This is a genomic window from Microbulbifer maximicatervae (SeqCode) (genome assembly GCF_052467385.1).
In genome coordinates this window covers 1,992,835-2,015,523 of the sequence record NZ_CP174311.1, presented here as the reverse complement: position 1 = coordinate 2,015,523, position 22,689 = coordinate 1,992,835, and the positions used below count along the sequence as shown (strand labels likewise).

General features: G+C 44.4%; 17 protein-coding genes and 1 pseudogene. 8 read left to right on the top strand and 10 right to left on the bottom strand.

Translation table 11 applies throughout. The features are described from left to right. Nucleotides 1-87 precede the first annotated feature (87 nt). The gene (locus ACJJIR_RS08625; RefSeq protein ID WP_282932536.1) at nucleotides 88-1,272 is read left to right on the top strand and encodes an acyl-CoA dehydrogenase; all 1,185 of its coding nucleotides are present in this window, start codon (nucleotides 88-90) and stop codon (nucleotides 1,270-1,272) included. 412 nt (nucleotides 1,273-1,684) lie between these two features. Here ACJJIR_RS08625 and ACJJIR_RS08620 read toward each other — a convergent pair whose 3' ends face one another. Then, nucleotides 1,685-2,584, bottom strand: coding sequence for an EamA family transporter (locus ACJJIR_RS08620; protein ID WP_444908033.1), 900 nt, complete (start codon nucleotides 2,582-2,584; stop codon nucleotides 1,685-1,687). Between the two features lie 215 nt (nucleotides 2,585-2,799). On the opposite strand from ACJJIR_RS08620, the gene ACJJIR_RS08615 reads away from it, so the two are divergent. From ACJJIR_RS08615 to ACJJIR_RS08605, 3 genes are read left to right on the top strand one after another with little or no spacing between them, the layout of a single operon-like run. Further along, complete coding sequence (locus tag ACJJIR_RS08615) at nucleotides 2,800-3,417, top strand: trimeric intracellular cation channel family protein (protein WP_413662328.1); 618 nt, start codon at nucleotides 2,800-2,802, stop codon at nucleotides 3,415-3,417. 60 nt (nucleotides 3,418-3,477) lie between these two features. After that, on the top strand, nucleotides 3,478-5,130 hold the full coding sequence (locus ACJJIR_RS08610) for an alpha/beta fold hydrolase (RefSeq protein WP_444908032.1): 1,653 nt from the start codon (nucleotides 3,478-3,480) through the stop codon (nucleotides 5,128-5,130). A 59-nt stretch (nucleotides 5,131-5,189) separates the two neighbouring features. Beyond that, entirely contained in the window at nucleotides 5,190-6,026 is an 837-nt protein-coding gene (locus tag ACJJIR_RS08605; protein WP_444908031.1) for a sulfurtransferase, read from the top strand. 311 nt (nucleotides 6,027-6,337) lie between these two features. On the opposite strand, the gene ACJJIR_RS08600 is transcribed toward ACJJIR_RS08605, so the two are convergent. The 3 genes from ACJJIR_RS08600 to msrA all read right to left on the bottom strand — a co-directional run bounded on the left by ACJJIR_RS08600 (nucleotide 6,338) and on the right by msrA (nucleotide 9,401). Next, a complete protein-coding gene (locus ACJJIR_RS08600; protein ID WP_444908030.1) occupies nucleotides 6,338-7,057 on the bottom strand; it encodes a YopT-type cysteine protease domain-containing protein in 720 nt (239 codons plus the stop codon). Between the two features lie 808 nt (nucleotides 7,058-7,865). Then, nucleotides 7,866-8,501, bottom strand: a complete 636-nt coding sequence (locus ACJJIR_RS08595) for a YopT-type cysteine protease domain-containing protein (RefSeq protein ID WP_444908029.1) — start codon at nucleotides 8,499-8,501, stop codon at nucleotides 7,866-7,868. 429 nt (nucleotides 8,502-8,930) lie between these two features. Then, the gene (msrA, locus tag ACJJIR_RS08590) at nucleotides 8,931-9,401 is read right to left on the bottom strand and encodes a peptide-methionine (S)-S-oxide reductase MsrA (RefSeq protein ID WP_444908028.1); all 471 of its coding nucleotides are present in this window, start codon (nucleotides 9,399-9,401) and stop codon (nucleotides 8,931-8,933) included. A gap of 309 nt (nucleotides 9,402-9,710) precedes the next feature. Here msrA and ACJJIR_RS08585 point away from each other — a divergent pair, with 309 nt between their 5' ends. After that, entirely contained in the window at nucleotides 9,711-10,727 is a 1,017-nt protein-coding gene (locus ACJJIR_RS08585) for an IS630 family transposase (RefSeq protein ID WP_444908027.1), read from the top strand. Nucleotides 10,728-11,908: 1,181 nt separating this feature from the next. Further along, nucleotides 11,909-13,963, top strand: coding sequence for an FG-GAP repeat protein (locus ACJJIR_RS08580; protein ID WP_444908026.1), 2,055 nt, complete (start codon nucleotides 11,909-11,911; stop codon nucleotides 13,961-13,963). A gap of 214 nt (nucleotides 13,964-14,177) precedes the next feature. Here the strand turns inward: ACJJIR_RS08580 and tnpA are convergent. From tnpA to ACJJIR_RS08550, 6 genes and pseudogenes are all read right to left on the bottom strand, one after another. Next, nucleotides 14,178-14,612, bottom strand: a pseudogene (gene tnpA, locus ACJJIR_RS08575) (IS200/IS605 family transposase). 860 nt (nucleotides 14,613-15,472) lie between these two features. Beyond that, nucleotides 15,473-15,940, bottom strand: coding sequence for a type III secretion system chaperone (locus tag ACJJIR_RS08570; protein ID WP_444908025.1), 468 nt, complete (start codon nucleotides 15,938-15,940; stop codon nucleotides 15,473-15,475). Between the two features lie 31 nt (nucleotides 15,941-15,971). After that, nucleotides 15,972-16,166: an EscU/YscU/HrcU family type III secretion system export apparatus switch protein gene (locus tag ACJJIR_RS08565; RefSeq protein WP_444908024.1), complete on the bottom strand. Its 195-nt coding sequence runs from the start codon at nucleotides 16,164-16,166 to the stop codon at nucleotides 15,972-15,974. 32 nt (nucleotides 16,167-16,198) lie between these two features. Beyond that, the gene (locus ACJJIR_RS08560; protein WP_444908023.1) at nucleotides 16,199-16,543 is read right to left on the bottom strand and encodes a hypothetical protein; all 345 of its coding nucleotides are present in this window, start codon (nucleotides 16,541-16,543) and stop codon (nucleotides 16,199-16,201) included. 1,028 nt (nucleotides 16,544-17,571) lie between these two features. Next, nucleotides 17,572-18,474 (bottom strand): helix-turn-helix transcriptional regulator, encoded by a 903-nt coding sequence (locus ACJJIR_RS08555; protein WP_444897025.1) that lies wholly within the window; start codon nucleotides 18,472-18,474, stop codon nucleotides 17,572-17,574. A gap of 55 nt (nucleotides 18,475-18,529) precedes the next feature. Further along, nucleotides 18,530-19,375: a hypothetical protein gene (locus ACJJIR_RS08550; RefSeq protein ID WP_444908022.1), complete on the bottom strand. Its 846-nt coding sequence runs from the start codon at nucleotides 19,373-19,375 to the stop codon at nucleotides 18,530-18,532. A gap of 2,038 nt (nucleotides 19,376-21,413) precedes the next feature. Here ACJJIR_RS08550 and ACJJIR_RS08545 point away from each other — a divergent pair. Next, nucleotides 21,414-21,767, top strand: a complete 354-nt coding sequence (locus ACJJIR_RS08545) for a hypothetical protein (protein WP_444908021.1) — start codon at nucleotides 21,414-21,416, stop codon at nucleotides 21,765-21,767. Between the two features lie 310 nt (nucleotides 21,768-22,077). Further along, nucleotides 22,078-22,587, top strand: coding sequence for an OTU domain-containing protein (locus ACJJIR_RS08540; RefSeq protein ID WP_444908020.1), 510 nt, complete (start codon nucleotides 22,078-22,080; stop codon nucleotides 22,585-22,587). The last annotated feature ends 102 nt before the right edge of the window (nucleotides 22,588-22,689 follow it).

Genomic DNA, 22,689 nt, shown 5'->3' with positions numbered 1-22,689 from the left:
CCCTCTGTACAAAGGTGCTCGGCCTTCTTCAGCCGGCCCTCTTGGACGCTCCGGTGGAATTAATAACGGAAGTAGAAGAGACAAACCATGAGTAAACATCAGCCACTCGCCCATTGGGACGATATTTTGCTGCTGGACCAACAGCTGACCGACGAAGAGCGCATGGTGCGCGACACGGCACGTGAGTACTGCCAAAGCAAACTGATGCCCAGAGTTCTCGAGGGTAACCGCCACGAAATCTTCGATCGTGAAATCATGAACGAGATGGGTGAATTGGGCCTGCTCGGTTCCACCATCGAAGGCTACGGCTGTGCCGGTCTCAACTACGTTTCCTACGGCCTGGTGGCACGCGAAGTTGAACGCGTTGACTCCGGCTACCGCTCCGCTATGAGCGTTCAGTCCAGCCTGGTTATGCACCCGATTTACGCTTACGGCAGCGAAGAGCAGAAGCAGAAGTACCTGCCCAAGCTGGCATCCGGCGAATGGGTTGGCTGTTTCGGCCTGACCGAGCCCGATGCGGGTTCCGATCCCGGCGGCATGAAAACCCGCGCTAAGAAAGTCGATGGCGGCTACCGCATCAGCGGCTCCAAGATGTGGATCACCAACAGCCCAATCGCCGACGTTTTCGTTGTTTGGGCGAAAGATGACGACGATATTATTCGCGGCTTCGTGCTGGACAAGGGTATGGAAGGCCTCTCCGCACCGAAGATCGAAGGCAAGTTCTCACTGCGCGCCTCCATTACCGGTGAGATCGTGATGGACAATGTGTTCGTTCCGGAAGAAAACAAATTCCCGGAAATTGGCGGACTGCGCGGCCCCTTCGGCTGCCTGAACCGCGCTCGTTACGGTATCTCCTGGGGCGCCATGGGTGCCGGTGAGTTCTGCTGGCACGCCGCTCGCCAGTACGGCCTGGACCGCACCCAGTTCAACCGTCCTCTGGCTCAAACCCAGCTGTTCCAGAAGAAATTGGCGGACATGCAGACCGAAATTACCCTGGGCCTGCAAGCCTCCCTGCGCGTAGGTCGCATCATGGATGAGAACAAGCAGTTCGACCCCACCATGATTTCCCTGGTTAAGCGCAACAACTGTGGTAAGGCACTGGATATCGCCCGTATTGCTCGCGATATGCACGGCGGCAACGGCATCTCCGACGAATTCCACGTAATTCGCCACGTGATGAACCTGGAAGCTGTAAATACCTACGAAGGTACCCACGACGTACACGCATTGATCCTCGGCCGCGCCCAGACCGGCCTGCAAGCATTCGTGTAAAACACGCCTAGTTCGATGCTCACGGTATTTTCCGTGGGCATCGCCCTTATCCCATCACTTCTTATCTCCTTACTTCTACCTCGCCCCCCAGGTTGGTAGCACAAAAGCATTAAACTAAAGTTCGGAATAATCACGCAAAAAGGCGGCGCATAGACTGTGGAGCAGTATTAAATTAATACCCACACCAAGTAAAGTACTGCACCGAAAAAAACGTTTGAATTTAAAGTAAAAATAATTTGAGAGCAGGCCAAAACTCACTGTGACCATTTACGCACCATCGAACCGCGAAACAAGTAAAGACAGCCCTCAGCAATTATTAAACTCTCAATAAAGGTATAAAAAGGAAGTTTTGAAAAGCGCGGAAAGCCCAAACAGAGAGCCCAACAAGCTGAATAAAATTATTACCCCTCCCCTAACTTCCCTCCACATCAACAATCTCCTGCCCCGGATTTCGATCATTGAATTTCACTACACAAAGAGCAATACCCAGCAACACGACAAAGGTCGCTACCCACTCAACAAGTGTAAGATATTCACCGAGGATAATTGATGAGCCGATTATTCCCACAATAGGAACCAGCAACCCAAATGGTGAAACGCAGGCAGAGGAATAGCGACGAATTAAATCACCCCATAAAATATAACCAACCAATGTCACCATGCACACCTGGTAAACAATTGAAAACCAACTGGCCGTATGCGCTTGAAAAAAGAAAACCCAGGGAGTATGGCTCTCATAAAATATCGACAAGACCAAAAGAGGTACCGGCGGCACCAATGAAGCCCAAACCATTAAATGAAGTAAGTTAACTCCTGGCATCCTGCGGAATACGATATTCGCTATCGCCCAAGACAGCCCCGCCCCCATGATAAGGATAAATCCCACTATCGTTGTCGACCCACCTTTATCGGCATAGTAGAAGAATACAGAGAACCCTACAGCCGCTATTACCAAACCCAAGCACTGCTGCATATTTATCTTATCGCCAAACAGCATTGCGAATAGCAATAGGGTGAATGGCACCTGCGACTGCATTAGCAGTGACGCTACACCCGCTTGAATATCGGCCTTCATGGCGTAGTACATCAACCCCAGAGAGAGAAACTCTAAGAAGAAGCCGAGCGCAACAACATTGAGGATCGAGGTCTTGGGGAATGGACAAAAGAAAACCAGAGGAACAGCGACGAGGGTGAAGCGAACCGAAGCCAATAACATTGGCGGGAAGTCGGCCAGCGCCACCTTGGTTATCGGGTAATTCAGTCCAAAAATTGAGACTGCCAGCAAAGCCAACAGTATGCTTCTATACGGCATCTCTACAGCCAGTAAACAATGGACGTAACCAAAGGGTAGCAGCCTCCATTACTCTTCTGCGCCTAATGGGCCCTTTGTAATTGCTTCAATAGCTCCCTGGTACCGATCTATTGCGGCGCCTCACACTTCTCACCAGTAGATCGCTGCTCAATTCCCTTTGCGTAGACAGAAGTGCTATTCTCCCCTGCCCGCCAATCTCTGGATGTAACGATGATATGGATGAGCTGCTGCACTGGTTTGAATTGATCGGTATCGCGGTCTTTGCCTTCAGCGGCGTACTCGCCGCCGGCCACAAACAGATGGATTTATTTGGTGCCGTGGTACTCGCCTGCGTCACCTCTATTGGCGGCGGTACCGCCCGGGACATTATTCTCAACGTCCCTGTATTCTGGCTTGAGCACACCTATTACCTGTGGATCGCCTCAATTACCGGTGTAGTAAGCTTTTACCTGATACGCTATCTAAAGGTCCCTATGCGCCTGCTAATGGTGGCAGATGCCATTGGACTCGCCGTTTTTGTGGTGCTCGGAACCCAGAAAGTGCTCGAACTGGGCTATTCCGCGACCATCGCAATCGTGCTCGGCGTAATGACCGGTACTTTTGGCGGGGTGATTCGGGATGTGCTGTCCGGTGACATTCCACTTTTACTCCGGCGAGAGATCTATGCCACCGCTGCCCTTACCGGTACGGCCATACTCGTTGCCTTGGACAATGTAGGGTGGCTACCCCATGAGCTGGTGGTGGCTATTGCTGTATTTGTGACCTTAGCGATTCGCCTCGCGGCATTGCGCTGGAATATCTCCGCGCCAGTGGCACGCTTCGGCAAGCACTGACCCGCTCAAAGGTCTGGAACCATAAACCACTATTTAGTAGCAGTCACAGGAATAATCTAAGTGCAAAAAGCCCGATTGCGCATACTCCTCATCATTCTCTTTTCCATGGTGATTGGAGCCTGTGAGCGCTCGACAAACTCTGTCCAAACCGGTCAATCCCCGCAAAAACAATACGCTCGCCTGGTCGCAAAGCCCTGCTGGTTCAAAACCGATGAAACCTGGCCTTTCACCCAGTGTTTCATGATGGAGGTGCCGGAGAATTATGCCCACCCAGAAAAGCGCAAAATCCGCTTTCCGGTCGTGCGCTTCCGCGCCACAAACCCCGATCCCAAGAAAATCCCCCTACTCCACCTAGGCGCCGGAGGCCCCGGAGCCAGCATGGGGTTAGAGCCCGAGAACGCCAGCGATTGGTTGTGGCTTAACTATGCCGCCATGACAGTAGAAGATGGCCGGGATCTCTTTGTTATAGATCCCAGGGGCACCGGTATGGCCCAGCCGCGCCTCACTTGCAGCGAGTTTATCGAAGATGCCGATACCGCCTTCCGGCGCAACCTGTCTCCGGAAGAAGAGGCCCGTGTTTTTTCCTTCAGTATGGAGCGCTGTTACAGCCGCCTGAGCAAAGGTGCCGACTTGGCCCAGTACAACAGTTCTGTGATCGCCAGGGATGTAGAAGAGCTGAGAAAAACCCTCAAGCTCGATAAATTCGACCTCTATGGGGTGTCCTACTCCTCCCGCTACGCCCTGACAGTGGCCCGCGACTTCCCAGAGTCAGTGCGCACCCTGGTGCTTAACAGTGCGGTATTCCCCAATATTGTCTACACGCAACAGCTCCCTCAGGACTCCCTGGCGGCCTACGAACGCGGCCTGAAGCATTGCATCGAAGACGAGAAATGTAACAGTCGCTACCCCAATTTGCGTCGCAGATTGGAAAACCTGATCCAGACCTTAGACGAAGAGCCGCGCACCATTCCGATCAAGCACCGCTACTCAAAGCAAAGCTATCCCTTTGTGCTTACTGGACAGCGCTTGCTGAGAGTTCTATTCCAGGCGCTGTATAACGAAAACTTCTACAGTGAACTGCCCAAGATGATCGAGGGCCTGGAAAATGAGGGCGATGAAGGGCTACAGCCGGCCCAGGATGCCATCGCACACTTTATGGAGATCGTACTGGATCCCTACTTTGGGGATGCAGCCGGCGTTAGCCACTTCTGCTATGAAGAGGCTCCTTTTGTCGATTTTGATCAGGCCAGGGCCAACGCTGCAGACACCGGCATTCTCGGCGGGGCCGTGCGATCAGATTTAAATTTGTTGCAGCTACAGTGTCGCATCTGGGCAATCCCCTCTGCTCCTCTCACTGAGTCAGAAGCCATCTCCACCCCAGTTCCAGTGATAGTGTTACACGGCGGCCTGGATCCGGTACTGGCTGCAGATGATGTCGATATCGCACGCAAAGAGCTACCGAATCACCAATGGCTGCTATTTCCCAACCTGGCTCACGATATTATTTCCGCAAGCAACTGCGCGGAGCGGGCAGTTGCGCGCTTTCTCGACAACCCTGCCGAAGATCAAACCGAAACCACCATGACTTGCCGCAAAGCGGAGCTGGCAGACCAGATTTCCACCGAAGAAGAATCTGAGTCCCAGCAAGAAGCCGAACAACAGGCCGTTGAACCCCAAGCAGCTGAGGTCCCTGCCCCGGAAAGCGGCCAATAACCAAAAACAACAGCTGAAGTTACACGACAAAAGCGGTACCAAGGATTGAGGAGAGGCCGATGGAGAGCAACAACAACTTTGCCCTGATTGAAGTTGCGGATTTGGTAGAGCTCAAAAAGACCGGCGAACCCATAATATTGGACTGCCGCTATAGCCTGGCGGATCACGATAGTGGTGAGCGGGACTATCGGGCAGGCCATATTCCCGGTGCCCATTACGCCTGCCTGCACCGTGACCTCTCTGCCCCTGTGCAACGCTACGGCGGCCGCCACCCAATGCCGAGCGCTGCACAGTTCCAGGACTACGCTCGCAATCTGGGAGTCGATAGTGACACACAGGTAATCGTCTACGACGACAACCGCCTGGGTTTCGCTGCCCGTGCCTGGTTCCTGTTTTTCTTCTTTGGCCACAAGAAAATCAGCATTCTGAATGGCGGTCTAAAAGCCTGGCTCGATGCAGGGGAGGCATTGGACACAAGCGAGCCCACTCGATCCAAGCAAGGAAACTTCAGCGCACAACCAAAAGAAAATCTTTTGGTTCATTACGAGACTATCAAACAAAACCTGGGTAAAGCACCCTGGCAGTTAGTAGACGCCCGGGACAGTCAGCGCTTTGAAGGAATTGAAGAGCCTATCGACCCGATTGCCGGACATATACCCACCGCCATCAACCAGCCCTGGCAGAACATAACTGACAAAAACAATGGGAAAGTGAAATCTATTCCCGAACTCAAAGAGCAATTCGGCAACTTGGCGGACGGCAAACCGCTTCTCAATTACTGCGGCTCCGGAGTTACTGCCTGCGTTAATTTCTATGCACAATATTTAGCTGGTCGCCACGACTCACTACTCTATCCAGGGAGTTGGAGTGATTGGTGCGCACATCAGTGGAGATAAAATAGGAGTCATGGAACTTAAATACAGCAGTGTGAGAAGGCACATGCAAACTGTATATATAAAAAAAAGCTAATGAGCCAGTGACGGTTTTTACTATTGCTTAAATGCCCACCCCCCCATCTCCAAGTCAGATCACTCCTGCATGGGCGGTAATTGGGCTATTTGATGCTTATTCAGTCGGGCACCAGAGAATTCGCAACGATTTTTACACATAAAGACTATAAAATTAATTAAACCGATATCCAGCAGCACCTCTTTACCGCATAACATGTTAGAGGAAGCCCCCTCATAACACCCCGCCGCTCTGCACTTTATAAGGTGTAAACATGGGTGCGCCAACGATCTGAAAGACCTAGGGAACCAAATCCATTCGACAGGATTTTCCGCCGATAATACTCGCGAAAGAAATTAAAAAAATCCTGTTTGTTATTAAAACAGTACTCTCCATGGTTAGGATCAAAAAAAGTGCACTGTTGAGCCATCCCAGCGGGGCCAATATAGAGGGAGACAGCATGGGCCGCTGAAAAGTGCCCAAAGACTTTACCTGACACAGTGATTATTACGTAATGATCGTTTAATTGATCTAATGATGTTATTAAAAAATCGGTCATTGATAAAGGCTGAATTCCAGGATTAACTATTTGAATATTGGAATCATCCCCAAGCCCAGGTACTGGGTATACCCCACGCTCTCTCAGCCACGCCCCTACATTATTCATATAAGAATTATCTTTATCATGTGCCCACCCCCACTGAGACTTGGCAACACTTCTTAATTCACGAATATTTAGAGAGCGAAGTCGAGTGAATGTAAATGGACCTGCTCCAACTTTCCACTTTTCATACAAGCCCAATTTGCTTGATAGAGATACCCCTTCAGAAGCCCTACAATGTATCCAATGTGCAGTTAAGGCTCCACAAATGCCAAACGTGCTAAATCCTGCATAGTGCACCCAAACTCTTAGCGAACTCTGAGAAAAACCCCAAATTTTTTGCCCTCGATGACGCTCGGCAATTGTACTAACACGCATACAAGCAACCTCCCAACAGACAATTAAAATCCAAAAATTATCTATTTTAATTCGAACAAAAACCTACAATAAATACTGATCCACACCTAGCCAGAGGCTTTTACCTACAAGGACTGATAACTCTCTTAGAAAATGGGGTGCGCAGATTGACATACTCTTATATTTACGCCAACCCAACAACAATAAAATAGATCAATCAATCCTTTACCCATTGACTCAAATGAACATTGCCAAATTGATCAACATCACCAATTTTGTACTTTTAATATCTCTTTATAACCAATTATGACAAGCAACGACTCACAGCCCAATACCCGCACAGGATCTAAGTAATTCCAATATCAGCAAAATTTACTTCTCTAACACTCCCTTTCCCAGACTTAACGCCCACTATATCCAGCGCACTGTTAAAACAGTAAAAGTTAAATATGCCAAACCTGAAATAATGAATTTGTTTATATGAAAAGAACTGCGCCTCCATGGCTTTAAACCACACTTACCCCTTACCGGCCAATTTTCCACCCTCTCAACCTCCAACTTAAAGGGTAATTCATCCCTAAAAGCCAAAAGAATAGCTCTCTCTTTAGATCTATATTATGTCGGCACTATCAAGTAGCGCTTTAGATATTGGGCAAATGTTTTTAGGTTTTGGACTTTCTTTAGGGAAAGGAAAATACATGCAGATTGGGTTGTTTTGTATGGGGAAAGTAAGATGGCTAGAACTCCAACCATCTTAAGCAAACCGCAAAACTCTATACGAGATGAAATACTTCCTGCAACACTAAGCAGAACCAATTTATGAATAGAGCTAGCTTTTCCATATCCTATCGATCTGCCATGAATCGAATTTATGTTCCGCCCGATAATGCATATTACTGACCAAGTGAAAGAAGAAGTAAAAATCCTCTTTATCCTCAAACCAAAACTCCCCAAAGTTCGGATCAAAGAAACAAGCATCCTGCTTTTGCCCGCCAAATGACTGGGCACCAACCCAAGCAGCTACTGCATGAGCGCCCGGATTCTCGTCTCGACTAGAGCGCATTTCAATTAACGCATAGGCTCCATTAATCTGTTTAAGCCGCTGTCGCAAGGAATCCCTGTTTGATCTTCCGGTAGCTGAAGAAAGCACTCTCAACCGATTTAAAAGTAACCAGGCCCTATGAGAAGCTTCCCAGTTGGCACTTTGCTGCCAGGCTTGCTGTTGTGCCGCTATTCGTTGGTATTTTCCCATATTGAAAGGGATAAATCTTCGCTGACCCCAAACACCACCCAAGTGATTTACTAAAGAGTCGTCATAAGCATGATACTTAATCCAGTGTGAAACCAGCGACAAACAGATTCCACCGCCAGAAATCTGTCGGATATTCAACACAGGAAATGATTGGGAAAAATCCCAAGTACATACTCCACCCAACTGGCGCGCCATAGAGTAAACGCTGTACATAAAAGGTCCTACGAAAAAATTATTGTGACTCTGTACTTAAGGAGCCTCTGAATAACTACGCGGATAGAGTGAAATCTGTAACGGCCCCCTTATTAACCGTAACCATTTCTGCTCAAGATAAAAGTGAGGCTCAAGGGTTCTTTTCTCCGACGCAGGAGTTGGAACTTTACGCGCCAATCCCACCGCCGACTTTATGATTTGGGCGCAAGTTTTTAGATTTTGGTCATATTTTAACGACAATCAAATACAGGGAAGCAAATTCAGAGAAGGCAGGAAAAAGACAGAAAAGTGGAGGGGAATTAACTGTGCTAAGCGTCACAACAACAGGCAGCACTCACCGCGCCGCCTGCTTCTGCAATCTAACAACGTTTAGTCGTGCATTGGGTTGCGAAGAATTGGGCAAACAGCGTCTTCTTTCTTAGCCATATACTACTGGTGGTATTCATCGGCATAGTAGAATGGTTGGGCCATGCTGATCTCAGTGGTGATTAAACCGCGATCTTTAGCATCCAGCGCCTCCTGCACAGCCGCCCTACTTGCTTCCGCCTCCTGTTTCTGGCCTTCATTCAGACAGAAAATACAGGAACGGTACTGGGAGCCGATATCGTTACCCTGTCGCATCCCCTGGGTTGGGTCGTGGTGATCCCAGAAGATACGCAGGAGCTCTGCATAGCCCACCTTTTTCGGATCAAAGATTACTTTTACCACCTCCGCATGCCCGGTACGACCGGTGCAGGCCTCATCGTAGTTCGGGTTTTCAGTGGCGCCATCGGTGTAGCCTACGGCAGTGGCAAAGACACCATCCGTATCCCAGAACCCATGCTCTGCGCCAGAAGCACCCCATACCAAAAATGGCGACCTCCAGGTGCTCGGGGAGTGGCTCTTTAATGGTGTTGCCATTTACAAAGTGGGTCCCACTGGGTATTGGATAAATATTTTTAGATTTTAGGCGCTTTTAGACATAGGGTAATTAAAGTTAAGTTGAGGGGACCGGCCTCCAAGAGCCCCTGATAACCGAGGGAGCCTTTAAATAATCTCACAATATCTCTACGAATTGTGATTACATTTCACCAAAAATACGACAGGCACTTCAAGCACAAATACACGCCAATTTTAGGCTTACCCGAAGGCAACAAGCTGCTCACTCTTTTGGGGGAGCACTTACTAGCGAGGCAGAAATAATCAGTACACTCTGGCAATATAAACTGCATGAAATACGATGCCAGAAAACTTAGTACTGAGAAGCAGCACCTCATACGTAAAATTGCTGTTCAGCGAGTATTTGATGGAGAATCTGCGGCGGAGGTTAGTCGTAGCTTAGGGCTGGGGAGCAGAACTATTTTCCCATGGTTAAGGACTGCTCGGGAGAAAAATATTAAAGCGCTATCTCCAAAAATTAGACCTGGAGGCGGTAGAAAACTATCAGCTATTGAAGAAAAGGAAGTCAAGCGATGGATTATTGGTAGCGATCCAAGGCAATATGGCTTTGACTTCGGATTGTGGACACGTCAGATCGTATCGGATTTGATTTTTGAGAGATTCAAGGTTGAACTTAGCATTTCTGGTGTCGGCACACTGGGCCTGACGCCACAAAAGCCTCTACGAAGAGCTTACGATAGAGATGAGAAGACGGTGAATAAATGGGTAAAGGAAATCTACCCAAAGATTAAATCTTATGCGAAAAAAACTGGGGCAGAAATATTTTGGCTGGACGAGGCTAATATCAGATCAGACGATCCACTCCAAAGGACATGGGGAGAAAAAAGAAAAACTCCAGTGGTAAAAACGAGTGGTCAAAGACAGTCAATCAATGCGATCTCAGCTTTATCGAACAGAGTTGGCTTCTGGTGTCATATTTATAGTGAAAAGTTCACGGCAGAAAAGTGCGTAGAATGCTTCAAAAATTTCCAGAGAAGTCCGAAAAGACCAGTGATTCTCATTGTTGATGGGCACCCAGTACACAAATCGAAAAAGGTATTGGAGTATATCGATTCACAGGATGGCAAGCTTGAAGTGGTGTTCTTACCGCCATATGCACCAGACCTAAATCCAGATGAGTTGGTCTGGAATCATATGAGAAATATAGGGACCTCAAAGAAGCCGCTGAAAAAAGGTGAGACACTACTGAGTCGTGCAAATGCAGATTTGCAGAGCATCAAGAAAAATAGAAAACTTGTAAATCATTTTTTCAAGAGTCGTCTGTATTCTTTGCTGCTGCCTAGGTAATAAGCTCGAAAATCCTGCCTGTCAGCACAAGCATTCAGTGCTTCTACTAACCTATGATATCGTGCCTTATTGTAGCTAAACTGGTCTTAATATAGCGAAAGGGTTGCTCCAGCTTGGTCCCAACCTGTACTTCTTTCCATTATACGAAATCAAATTTTCTCCGGAAGAGATTTTTAGCTTGCTCGGCTTCAACGTTATGTTACAGACCATATTTCGATCTTCCCACATTTCCACGCCGATGTAGTGCCAACGGCGTGTACGATTCCGGTCTCATCATCAACACCAATAATAAGTTTCATATCAAATACCATTGCCCACCCTTCTTGACCTTGTAGATCTCTGGATTATGAGCTTTTCTTATTTTTGGTAGAACTGCGCGCACTGATAGTTCACTGACAGTTGTTGCATCTACGATGCATCCTTTTTTCAGTAATACGCCATTTTCTATGATCTGCTTGTGAATAGCCATGAAGAGTTGACGAGCAAATTATTGTGTCTCAAGCAAATAGCAAAACTTAAAGACGATTGTTTTATCCGGGATAGGCTTTGTCAGTGCCAACCCAGCAAAGCGACGCATGACTTCGATTGCATAGAGGACGCCACATGTACGAGCTAGAATTACTTACTTTTTCCCTGTTTTCTAGTAATTCAGGCTTAAACTAACAGTGGTTACATTCTTGCTTCGCTCACTGGGAGTAATTAGTCCACCGCTTGTGATAAATACGTTTTTTCAAAGTTCCCACTGGAGACAAAATTGCGTCGACCGGGAAGCTTCGTCTGAGTTTTTAGTCAACTAGATGCTTGGAACATTTGGAGTAAATTTGTACTGTTCTATGCGAATAAGATAATCTCGCCACCCCTGAATTAATAGCTTGATTTTGCTCTGACGATGTATTGTGCTTTATTGTATTAACCTGCTGATTATTTATCCTGCCCCCAGCATACTATATCCACCTCTCTGAAGCTTCTGTAGACTTTCGATGCCTGAGTGTTTCACTCCTCACTTGTAGCTCATTCCTGGGCCTTTTTTACCTTTACGCGGCAATAGATATTCTCGATGACTCATTAGGGCCATCTATTCCCGAAATCTTTAGAAATCAACAAAATAATGACCAAAAACTAAAGATGAGATATGGGTGAAATCTAATAATACTTGAACCTTGTGAAACCTATAAGAGTTAATGAAAGTGACTATCCCGTTTTTTAAATCCATGGCTATAGCTATGCTTCTATTCTCCCTTGCAGGCTGTAGTGGCGGAGGGGGTAATAATGGCGCTACTGGCGGTGAAGATACCACTATAGCGGGGTCGCCTGCGGAAGACCCACCTGCGGAAGACCCACCTGCGGAAGACCCACCTGCGGAAGACCCACCTGCGGAAGACCCACCTGCGGAAGACCCACCTGCGGAAGACCCACCTGCTGCCCCCGAAGCAGTTCAGGGTTTTACCCTGAGCTTCGAGGCAATCAAGGTTTTCCGTTTTAATTGGAGCGATGCGGAAGGGGCTACTCATTACCACCTGCTGGAAAATCCTGATGGAATTTCCGGTTTCACACGTTTAGTTGAGGATATTCCCCAGGGTAATGGGACCCTTGAGGTACAAGTCCCACTGCACGCCCGAACAAATGCGCTATATATACTGCAAGCTTGTAACAAGGTGGGAGAGCAAGATCTTTGCACTGATTCTACCTCCCTTAGCGTAAACGACACCTTGGTGGAGAGCATTGGCTACTTCAAGGCAAGTAATACAGGTATTAGGAACGTTTTCGGAGTGTCAATCGCCCTCAGCGCAGATGGCCACACCCTTGCGGTAGGCGCTACCTTAGAGGAAAGCGATGCGACCGGTATCAATGGCGACCAGGAGAACGATGATGGAGTCAACCCAGATGGAACTAGCCCAAGAGGTGCGGTCTATGTGTTTACACAGGTAGATAACGCCTGGGTACAGGAGGCCTATATCAAAGCCAGTAATAATAATGGAGGGGGTCTTTTCGGTGTTTTAGATCTGAGCGGGGATGGCAACACTTTAGCCGTTGGTGCATTCTATGAGAACAGTGGCACAACGGGTATCAATGGCGATCAAACCAATACTGACGCCCCTCAATCCGGCGCGGTCTATGTTTTTACACGTCTAGATGGTGCCTGGACACAAAATGCTTATATCAAAGCTAGCAATACATCCCCCTATGACTTATTTGGACGCTCTTTAAGCCTCAGTGATGACGGCCGTCTTCTAGCTGTAGGTGCGCCTTTTGAAGATAGCAGCACTACTGGCATCAATGGCGATCAAACAGATCCAACTGTTATACTTGGCATCCCTGACGAGAGTGGAACTTGGCAAATAGAGGATAACAATGAGAGTCAGGAAATCGGCAATACTGTGAATTCAGGAGCGGTATATGTTTTCTCCCATATAGATGACACCTGGGTGCAGGAGGCTTATATTAAGGCTAGCAATACCGGTCTTCTGGATGAATTCGGAATTTCCGTCAGCTTGAGTGGGGATGGTACAACTATGGCTGTTGGCGCGACCGGAGAGGATAGCAAAGCGGTGGGTATTAATGGCGAGCAAAGCAATGATGATGCCCTTTACTCGGGCGCTTGCTACGTATTCTCCCGTACGGATGGTAATTGGGCGCAACAGGCGTATATCAAAGCGAGCAACTCTGATTATGACGATGAGTTTGGCTTGTCAGTTGACCTAAGTGCTAATGGTAACATCTTGGCCGTTGGTGCTAATAATGAAGACAGCAATGCCATAGGCACTGATGGCGATCTAAGCAATAATGCAGCCAAAGACTCTGGTGCTGCCTATGTCTTTGCCCGTGCAGATGGCCAGTGGGCGCAGCAGGCCTATCTCAAGGCCAGCAACTCAGATGCCTCTGACAATTTTGGTGAATCAGTTAGCCTGACTGCCGACGGTCGAACTCTGGTAGTTGGAGCACCCAGAGAGGGCAGTATCGCTAAGGGTGTAGGGGGAGACCAAAACAATAACAATGCCGAAAATGCTGGCGCAGCTTATATGTTTGCTCTAGTTGATGGGACCTGGTTGCAGAAAACATATTTGAAAGCAGGCAATACTGATGCAAATGATGCTTTTGGCTTTTCCGTCAACCTCAGTGCAGATGGCGATACCCTGGCTATTGGGGCTCCCAATGAAAGCAGTAGCTCTACTGGTATTAATGGTGATCCGGATAATAACCAAGCTGAGGGATCCGGTGCGGTTTATATATACTGATAGAAGCCTGACGCCCAGTAAAATCCCCCATCTTATTTCTTGGATTGGGGGGGGGTAGTGGCGCTTGCGTAGGCAGTTCGGTTATAGGTCTGGTATCTTTCAAAGAAAATCGCATTCTAAGAATTTAGTAAGAACTTTGCTTTTAAGATCGGCCCTCAAATCAGCAACCACCCGCATAGCGGGTGGTATGGTGAAAGCCCCCAGAGGGGGCTATTTACAACCCCGCCAGTTGCATCTGCACTTGCCGGCGTTCTTCAACCTCTTGATGCTTGATGTACTCTCGAATCATCTGCTCATCAAGACCTACTGTGCTCACTCAGTAACCCTGAGCCCAAAAGTGTCTTCCTGTGAAATTTCTCTGCACATGCCTGTACTTCCGAAATATCTGGATCGCAGATTTCCCTTTCAGAAAACCAACCGTATTGGAAACACTTAACCTTGGAGGAATCATTAACAACATATGAATGTGATTCCTCATTGCGTACCCCTCGACCAACTCAATACCTTTTTGACGACATAAGTCTCGGAATATTGCTCCAATCTCATGTCTCAATGCTCCAAATAACGCATTCTTTCTATACTTGGGCACAAATGCCACATGGTACCTGCAATAATGTTTCACGTGAGCATGGCACTGCCAATCTCGCATATGGCCTCCTTAAAGAACTTGCCGGTTCATGGAGGCCATATTTTACTCTGCACGCCGGAACGGCGGAGCCTTGTCTAGTCTCACCGCCTGAGGCGGTGGTTTACCTATTTGTTAATTAGAATGCGTTGCAATTACTGCTAGTACATCAGTTAATGGTTGCTCTTCAGCATAAAATTCAAATGGTTCACTCCGTAGATCTTCAGCCAATACATAATTAACCGAAACAGCACAAAAATTAATTAGAAAAAATAACACTAAGGTGCAATATATTTATATAGCTGATTTTCCTTAATTTCGTTAGAGTTAATCTTTGGCAAAACACTTTCACACAATGAACAATGATAATTTGTAAATTCATAAAATTCTTTATAGGAGACGCTATTTTTGATAATGGTCTGAAAACCGAAATATTTTGCAACGTCAGCTATTATAGATTTTGCAAACCCAGGCCATGCATAGCCCTTTCGCATAGCATTCGTTAGGAGCACCCCTCTATGGATAGTTCCAGATTAACACTAACTAGCAAATATTCATTTCGTAACTCATAAAATAAAACGCTAAATTTTGAATCAAAATTTAAACAATAAGATTTATCAGGGCCATCTATGATCTCAGATATGAGAAAATCGAGGCATAATTTTGTTAGTTTGTCATTCAGCGGCATAATGATCCGAAGCACCGCCATAGTCATTTATTCGAACTTCAACAGCGAAAACATAAAAATTCTTTTAATTTTAACTTTTTTATGCAAAGGACAATTGTATAGCGATCTGAAGATATTTATTGATCATGCAATATACAGCTTGATTAACATCCAATCAGCAATATTTTGCGCACCTCATGAACAAGGTGCACAAAAATTATACTTTTATACCGAGCTTATTATCAACACTGAGATTACCTGTTAATGCTCCTGAACTTATTGAGTTATTATTTGATGTAATCAATTCATACCAATACATAGCTGCCTGATACAGTTCATTAACCCTTTTTGTTAATGACTCCACCTCAATATTTTCAAAATACTCTTTATCACAAAGTACTACCTTTTGTGACTCTGGATTGATTGATAGCGTTGCATACTCTGTTCCTATCCACAGGTAGTTTGCTTGAAGCATCAAGTTACAGAAATGCAACTCCTGACCTTGGGGTATGCCGCATATATCTAGAGTTAAAACTACAAACTCTCGGCTGTTCTCTTCATGGTGATAGATATGCATATCAATATCATCCCAAGAAATACGACATGAATCTTCTACCGGCTCCATTAATGGTTGCTGTAAGTTAATTGATAAATCCTGGATCAGTCTTTGAAAATCTAAATTCACAGTGAGTACTCTTTATAAGATCTCTAAATAGTTAAACTTGTTTTTCATGAGCCCTCAGCCAACGAATGACATCAGCTACAGGTTCAACAAATTCATCGGTTATACCTTGATCAACGCCTATCTTAGAATATAGCGCCCTTGCTAAGGGTACATTTTCAATAATTGGGACATTATTCTTGCTTGCTAAAATTTTTATCTTCCAGGGTAATATAAATTCACCTTTCATAGTTACATACGGAAGCCCCGTGCTTGTATAGATCAGTATACATTCTTATGATCTACACCGGCTTCGTCAATTAAAGACCTGGCACCATGCTCTAAAATTCCTCCTTTGAATTCAAATAATGATAATACTGGCTCCTGCTCTCTATCAACTTCCTTCAATATTTTCGAATTACTAGTCGAAGCACTTGCTGACTCCGAAAGCTGTGACCTCAATGAAAGAAGGGCTATTCCCTTCTTTGTTATATCTAAAGAAAAGTGTATCGAAAACCTCTTGAACTCTTCTAGAGCTCCAGCTTCAGTAAACTCATCCTTATTAATTGCGCTCGCTAGCTCAGAAACCCTACTCACCTCTTTCACATTTAAAGAAGCTTTTGTCATTTTTTTAATGTTCTAGCATCAATATCTTTTCGGGATATCTTTAGCTCTATTTTGGTTTAGGTTCTTATATTTATGCAAAAATGATGAAAATTCTATAAGGCTATTATTTATTGCCTGAAGCATTGCCCTCCCTAAAGGGGCAGCTCAGCTTGACGTTGGATACTATCTATAGCCTTGGGATTTTAAACGATATGAGTGACAACAAGTGGCGGACCGTTATATGAGCTCATTTAACCCCCTTAAATATAACAAAATAAATTAATAGCTATACGTACAATTAATTATCGTGTGTTGCTGTCAAGCAACTCCTACCTTCCCAAAGCTTACTAAAATTATTCATTATCGTTTCTCTCTCTTCTGGGGAAAGACTTCGAGGATTCAATCCGATATAGAGACATCCAGGCTCAGAAAATTCCACCCTGTATAACTCTAAATTATATCCCCGAACCGTATGCTCCATGTAATGCATCGAATCCCGACTCTTGGCTGCAATAACATCTACATCGCCCTCTTTAAGCATGTCTATACACTTACTTATAGATTTACAGTCAACAAATGCAAAAGCATCTGGATGTAAATTTATCAAACTTGGATCAACGCTCAAGGACGAGTCATCAGCAACATGGCTTATAGTTTTTATTTTCGAAAAAATATCCCTGTCAGAAATATTTGCTAGGTTATACCTTTCCTTGAGAGTAAAGCAATTAATAGATGCCTCACCAATCAACCTTCTTTCCCAACTTGTTGCACACCCCCCTGATCTGAGATAATCCATTGACTAATGACAACATCATAATTACCTAACGCTAGCTTTCTTTGAAGATCTCTAGCTGATAGTTTGTCAATTGAAAAAGGGGGAAATCCTTCTAAGCAATTATATTTTTAAAACAAAACATCTGACGCTTTACTTGATATTACGCTTTCAACTTGCACTCCAATACTTAGTGTCGAAATTATCTCTGCATCACTTGTCTTTTGTACAGCACTACCTATTATTGTAGAACCAAATAGACATGATAAAAAATATCTCAGGTACATTTTTGTCGAGCCTCAGATGGAGATATTCCATATTTTGACTTATACAGCTGGGTAAAGTACGACTGACTAGAAAAACCGCTCTCTAGGGCAATATCCACCAGTCTTCTATTGGTAGTACGAATTTGGATATCTGCGTGTCGGAGCCGCTTTTCGTTAATCCAGGCTTTTGGTGAATTTTCTTTATAAACTTGTCCAAACATTTTTTTAAAAGATGTCAAGCTCATGCCTATTTGCTTCGCATATGTAGCCACAGACCAGTTCTTCGTAGTGTTAGATTCCATGAATCTTCTAAATTTTTCATGTGTAGGATTAACCCTATTTAGCAGTTCGTCAGCAAGAATTTCCCCATGCTCACTATTTAGTTTCAAGAGAAGCAATTCTTCCAGCTTAAGAGCATTTAACCCATCATTGTCTAATCGGCCTAGCAGCCTAAAGGAGTCCAAAGTTATTCTCGTTAGCTCACAGCTTGGAAAGATGATTGGGGAAGCATACTTCGGTAATGAGGACTCCACCATTTTAGCAGCCTGTTTCTTGAGAATAAGCGCATTGTCATACCTGTCATAGAACCTGGCTAACATTGCTTCACGAATACGAACGCAAATAGCTACAATATCCTGGGACTCACTTTTATTACTCAAATTAAAGTCTGTATCAGAACCAACAAGCCAAACCTGCCCAACTGATAACTCAAATTTGGACTGGTTATATGTAATACTTGCAGAACCGGCTACCATCAAGACTAAATTAATAACCGGTGCAAATATGAAGGCAGCAGATTTTCCTTGAGGAATTGAAATAGTTATCAATTCTATTAAATCACCACTATGGTGACTTTCAATAGTTATTTCCCGTTCTGAACAGCATACCTGCCCTTTACTCAAGGCAATATTCATACTTTCAACAACTCACTAAAATTATTTCTTTAAATATACCGCTCAAACTCAATATCTATACAATAGACTTTGATAGTGCCTTAATTGTTGTACTATTATGAGAGTGTAGATCATCAATCATAGATTGAAATGCACTATTTAGGTTATCGACTAAGTTTATCTGCGCATTATTAGGAAAAGTTTCTGAGGAAAATTTACTTAGCGGGGTTTGGTAGTCCCCTACACCTCTCCAATCAGCAATACTTGCGTTATTTTTGTATGATTTTTTCCAGGGCATGGGATTGTAAGCAGGGTCCAGAGTATTCACTTTCCTTTGCTCAAAATAGAGTCTTTCATGTAGGTCATACATTACGACCATTTCAATTTCGCCTTTTAGTGAAAGCTGCTCTTGAAGCCAACCATCTACTGCATTTATCCTGCTTTTTAAATCTGTAAAAGCTTTTTGTTTATCCACTAAATGCTCAACAAGTAGCCCATTCATCTCAGAAACAATTTTCTCTGGTGCAACCTCAATTTCATTATGATAATATTTACCTGCATCATAGACCGAAAATACATCCGCGTTGATATCCGCCCTCATCTTATTTCGCAAAGCTACTCTTGCCGCACGAACCTCCTCACTTATTTGCTCGGGTGCTTGATCATCCTGAGTATAGAGCTTCGTAATTGCATCCACATCTTGTTCGAATGCACCATTCGCATCAAACAGAAGTAACTTGGACCCTTCTGATAGCACAGTAATCATAGCTGTAGGCGAACTTCGAGTTTGACCTAGAATCTCACCTTCTGTTGCTTCACGTACATTCCCATCACTGTCATAGCGAAATTTCGATGCTCCAAAAAGCCAAACATCCCCACCACTATCAGATAGGTTAGTTTCTTCACTTTTGGTCGCTTTCATACTATTCTGGGAGGCCATACTAATAACCCTTAGGCTCGCCCCCAATTGATTCCGGTCATACTGTCTCCTTTGAGCCTACACCAGTTTTGTATACATCTTGTGCGAAATCTATATGTTATCGAGTGACCCAGTAAGAATTTTCGGCTTTGCTAAATGCCCCGGGGAAAATTCTTGTTTCAGTACAATATTTAGTAGCCATGTTACGTAGTATCAGAATTCACGCTTTAGATTTTCCTGTTTTTTTTTTTGATTTTAGACTTTTTTCCCTGTTTCGTGGCACAGTGCTTCATCTAGCTTAGCCCCCTCAATCACTCCACTAATATGTGTGTCTGACTTCGCGTATTAAGTGTCCTGCAAGGCTTAAAGTTCATTCTGCTTCACATCTATCGCTCTAAATTTGATTTAACTCATGCTGAAGTAGTACATTTTTTTGAAGCGAGACTTCCCAGTTTATTGTTCTTCGCTGGACATCTCTCAAAGTTATTTATGCTGACCTATTTAAGCCTCATTCAACTTAATCCTATTAAACCCTGTATCCATTTGATCTAGCGTTTGAAGTATCGTTTGATCTATCAGTTGATTGTTCTGTGCCCTTCCATTTCCGTTTTCAGCCCCGACTCAGTCATCGACCTCACAAACATCCACACCCTATCGGTGATCAACAATTGGGGTCAGCTCTTTACGAGCTTCTGTCTGCTATACGGCCGATAGCTGAAAATTTTTATCACTCCTTGATTGCCCCGCCTCCCCGCCAAGTTATCAGTCTTGATGATGCGACTGATTTATACTCTACTTACTCAGCGTGGCATCAATACTGTTCATGTGTTTCCATTTGGCAGGTTCTACAAAGATAATCTTAGCTTCCTTAATCTGCGGATTTCTTTATGGTTTGTATTTAAAACTGTCACTCTCTATCATCAGTATCTCCTTATGGATACCACATCAGCTGCCAGCTCTTTGGATTTGCATCACCTAAGGTGATTCTGGATACATCGGTATGGTAAAGCGGGAATAGCTGAAAGAGACAATGGTGGGCTGGTACATAGCGTTTAGACCGAACAAGCTAAATCCCTTCCAGGTCAAATGTCACTTCGTAAAGTGGAAAAGAAAGAGATGCAGGTTAGGGTCACCCCTTCCGCTATATCAAGTGTCAGCTTGGCTACAATAATGCTCGATAACGCGGGTTGGTGAAAAATACTTGACACCTGTAATTACAGGTAGGCTTTACGATTTTATGGATAGGGAGAAAATATCTTGCTGCCTTGGGATATTGCGCCTGAAATCCGTACACAGAGGAATTCAGACAAAAACTTGGGAGATTTGTGCAAAAGTTAAAGCTATCTTCGTGAGAAGCCCAATTTTTATCCAGCCCAGGCTGGTCCGATAATAAGACCTCCTTAATCAGAAGTCTCTTCGAGAGTCTCTGAACAACTCCGCAATGTCTCTGCAGGCCTTGAATATTGCAGGGTTAAGCGTAGATCGCCGTGAATGGCTGTACAGCTGTGGCCTTTAAGACCTGCCCTTCGGGGCTTGCGTAGCGATTCACACTCCGCGCTGCGACTTATTGAAAGATCTAGCGATTCCTGCGAAGCCGCGCCTTGATTGTGAACCGCTCTGCATCCAGAGGTATCGTGAAGTTGTTCAGAGGCACCTAATTCTTGATGGCGGAAGCCTCCCACGAAAATTGCCGTAAAATATTTTGCGGAATATTGGTTAATCAACGCTAGAATATTTTTTATTTAATCGATATATTTTTTACAAGCTTGAAATTGGCATCTACTGTAACCAGAGGTACTAAAAATGACCAGAACTAATAATTTCGTCGAAGAATTCTAAAGCAGGAAAATCTGCATTTAGTTACCATAACTCAAGTAAATGACTTATAGGATTTTCACTCTATGATAACTAGGTTCCACCTATATATACCTTTTGTATGGATATAGAGGGCCGTATATTGTTTTTTAATTTGTAAAATACCCGAGATCTTCATAGGATTAGCTTAGCAGGTCTTATAGTTAAGGTTTGAAATTACTACTTTATGTCTAAAATAACTCATGTAAACCAGATAATTAGCACAGGTAAAATAGATTCTAAGTACTCAGCTGACATTGCTGTCGACCAGTATCAGGGGGAGTTCTGCCATGTGCGTAAAGATATGCAAAGATTGATAGATATAAACTTTAATCGCTTACCTCTTTCCTCCCCCAATTTTATTACTGGGGGCGACGCGTCTATTGATGCAAGTACTTCTAAACGAGCACTAATTCGTTTTTTACAACAACTAAGTACAATAACAGGAGCGGCCAGCACTTTAAATATTGCAGAAAAACTCACTGAAGTTGTAAAAATTGTAGAGAATGTTGAAAATGATATTTTGCATAGCAAATCATAAGGGTAATTAGCACAACGGTCAATTTATTCAACCGTATATAGATTTACTACTTTTGATTACCCAAAAATCGCTGAACTGATTAATTTTATACCACCCTTAAAGAATCTAATAATTATGAACAGGATAAATTATGCTGTCCTTTAACTTTAGTCCACCTAAGATTTTCCATACAAGTAAACCATCCAAGAAATCTCTACAGTGCACACTAGAACCTAACACTGCATCAAGCTTTGAGAGACTTCGTAGATATACTTTTAAATCGTATATTATAGTTTTTGCTGATACCAGTGGAGTATATAGTGGTCAGCATATGGAAACCCCCTCAGAAATAACATCTTCTGCATCGATCGAAAAGCCACCCTCTCCGATACAAAAAAAATCAGCTTTACATAAGTGTGTAAATGATATTAAGAAGCGCGGAGCTTGGAACACCAAGCTTTCAGATATGCACCCATCTCTTTTGTCTCAATGTATAATAAGGCCTATCAATATAATTTCTCCTGGCTACAACCAGGTCTTGGCGATAGGTGAAGAGTTTTCTAGTTCGTCTGCAGTAAATTTATTCCTAGACAATAATCACTATCAACTAATTAACAATGCAGTCAAGAATCCATCAGATTTGATTGAGTTAGAAAAAGCAAAGCAGCTAGAATCAACTAATGCCCCAGAAGATGGAAATTGCTTATTTGCAGCAACAGCTAAATATTTAAATAACCTTCAGATTAATTATGCATCTCTTCGACAGAAACTTGGTGACTGGGTAGCAGATAATCCTAACCACTCATTAGCTCAAGGTTTTGTCATTAATGAAATTATTTAGTCTGCATTGCTGCGTTGTGTTTCCAATCTGTCCAGGAAGGCTTGCCTCCCTCTTTGATCCGTCAACCTTATACTCGAAATGAAACTTTCTCATGCATTGAGA

Excerpts from the sequence above, each read along its gene's own strand:
- ACJJIR_RS08620 (WP_444908033.1), bottom strand. The coding sequence starts at position 2,584 with ATGCCGTATAGAAGCATACTGTTGGCTTTGCTGGCAGTCTCAATTTTT.
- ACJJIR_RS08550 (WP_444908022.1), bottom strand. The coding sequence starts at position 19,375 with ATGAAAGCGACCAAAAGTGAAGAAACTAACCTATCTGATAGTGGTGGG.
- ACJJIR_RS08600 (WP_444908030.1), bottom strand. The coding sequence starts at position 7,057 with ATGCGTGTTAGTACAATTGCCGAGCGTCATCGAGGGCAAAAAATTTGG.
- ACJJIR_RS08555 (WP_444897025.1), bottom strand. The coding sequence starts at position 18,474 with ATGAATATTGCCTTGAGTAAAGGGCAGGTATGCTGTTCAGAACGGGAA.
- ACJJIR_RS08545 (WP_444908021.1), top strand. The coding sequence starts at position 21,414 with ATGTCTAAAATAACTCATGTAAACCAGATAATTAGCACAGGTAAAATA.
- ACJJIR_RS08565 (WP_444908024.1), bottom strand. The coding sequence starts at position 16,166 with ATGAAAGGTGAATTTATATTACCCTGGAAGATAAAAATTTTAGCAAGC.
- ACJJIR_RS08560 (WP_444908023.1), bottom strand. The coding sequence starts at position 16,543 with ATGACAAAAGCTTCTTTAAATGTGAAAGAGGTGAGTAGGGTTTCTGAG.
- ACJJIR_RS08595 (WP_444908029.1), bottom strand. The coding sequence starts at position 8,501 with ATGTACAGCGTTTACTCTATGGCGCGCCAGTTGGGTGGAGTATGTACT.
- ACJJIR_RS08625 (WP_282932536.1), top strand. The coding sequence starts at position 88 with ATGAGTAAACATCAGCCACTCGCCCATTGGGACGATATTTTGCTGCTG.
- ACJJIR_RS08605 (WP_444908031.1), top strand. The coding sequence starts at position 5,190 with ATGGAGAGCAACAACAACTTTGCCCTGATTGAAGTTGCGGATTTGGTA.
- ACJJIR_RS08540 (WP_444908020.1), top strand. The coding sequence starts at position 22,078 with ATGGAAACCCCCTCAGAAATAACATCTTCTGCATCGATCGAAAAGCCA.
- msrA (WP_444908028.1), bottom strand. The coding sequence starts at position 9,401 with ATGGCAACACCATTAAAGAGCCACTCCCCGAGCACCTGGAGGTCGCCA.
- ACJJIR_RS08585 (WP_444908027.1), top strand. The coding sequence starts at position 9,711 with ATGAAATACGATGCCAGAAAACTTAGTACTGAGAAGCAGCACCTCATA.
- ACJJIR_RS08580 (WP_444908026.1), top strand. The coding sequence starts at position 11,909 with ATGAAAGTGACTATCCCGTTTTTTAAATCCATGGCTATAGCTATGCTT.
- ACJJIR_RS08615 (WP_413662328.1), top strand. The coding sequence starts at position 2,800 with ATGGATGAGCTGCTGCACTGGTTTGAATTGATCGGTATCGCGGTCTTT.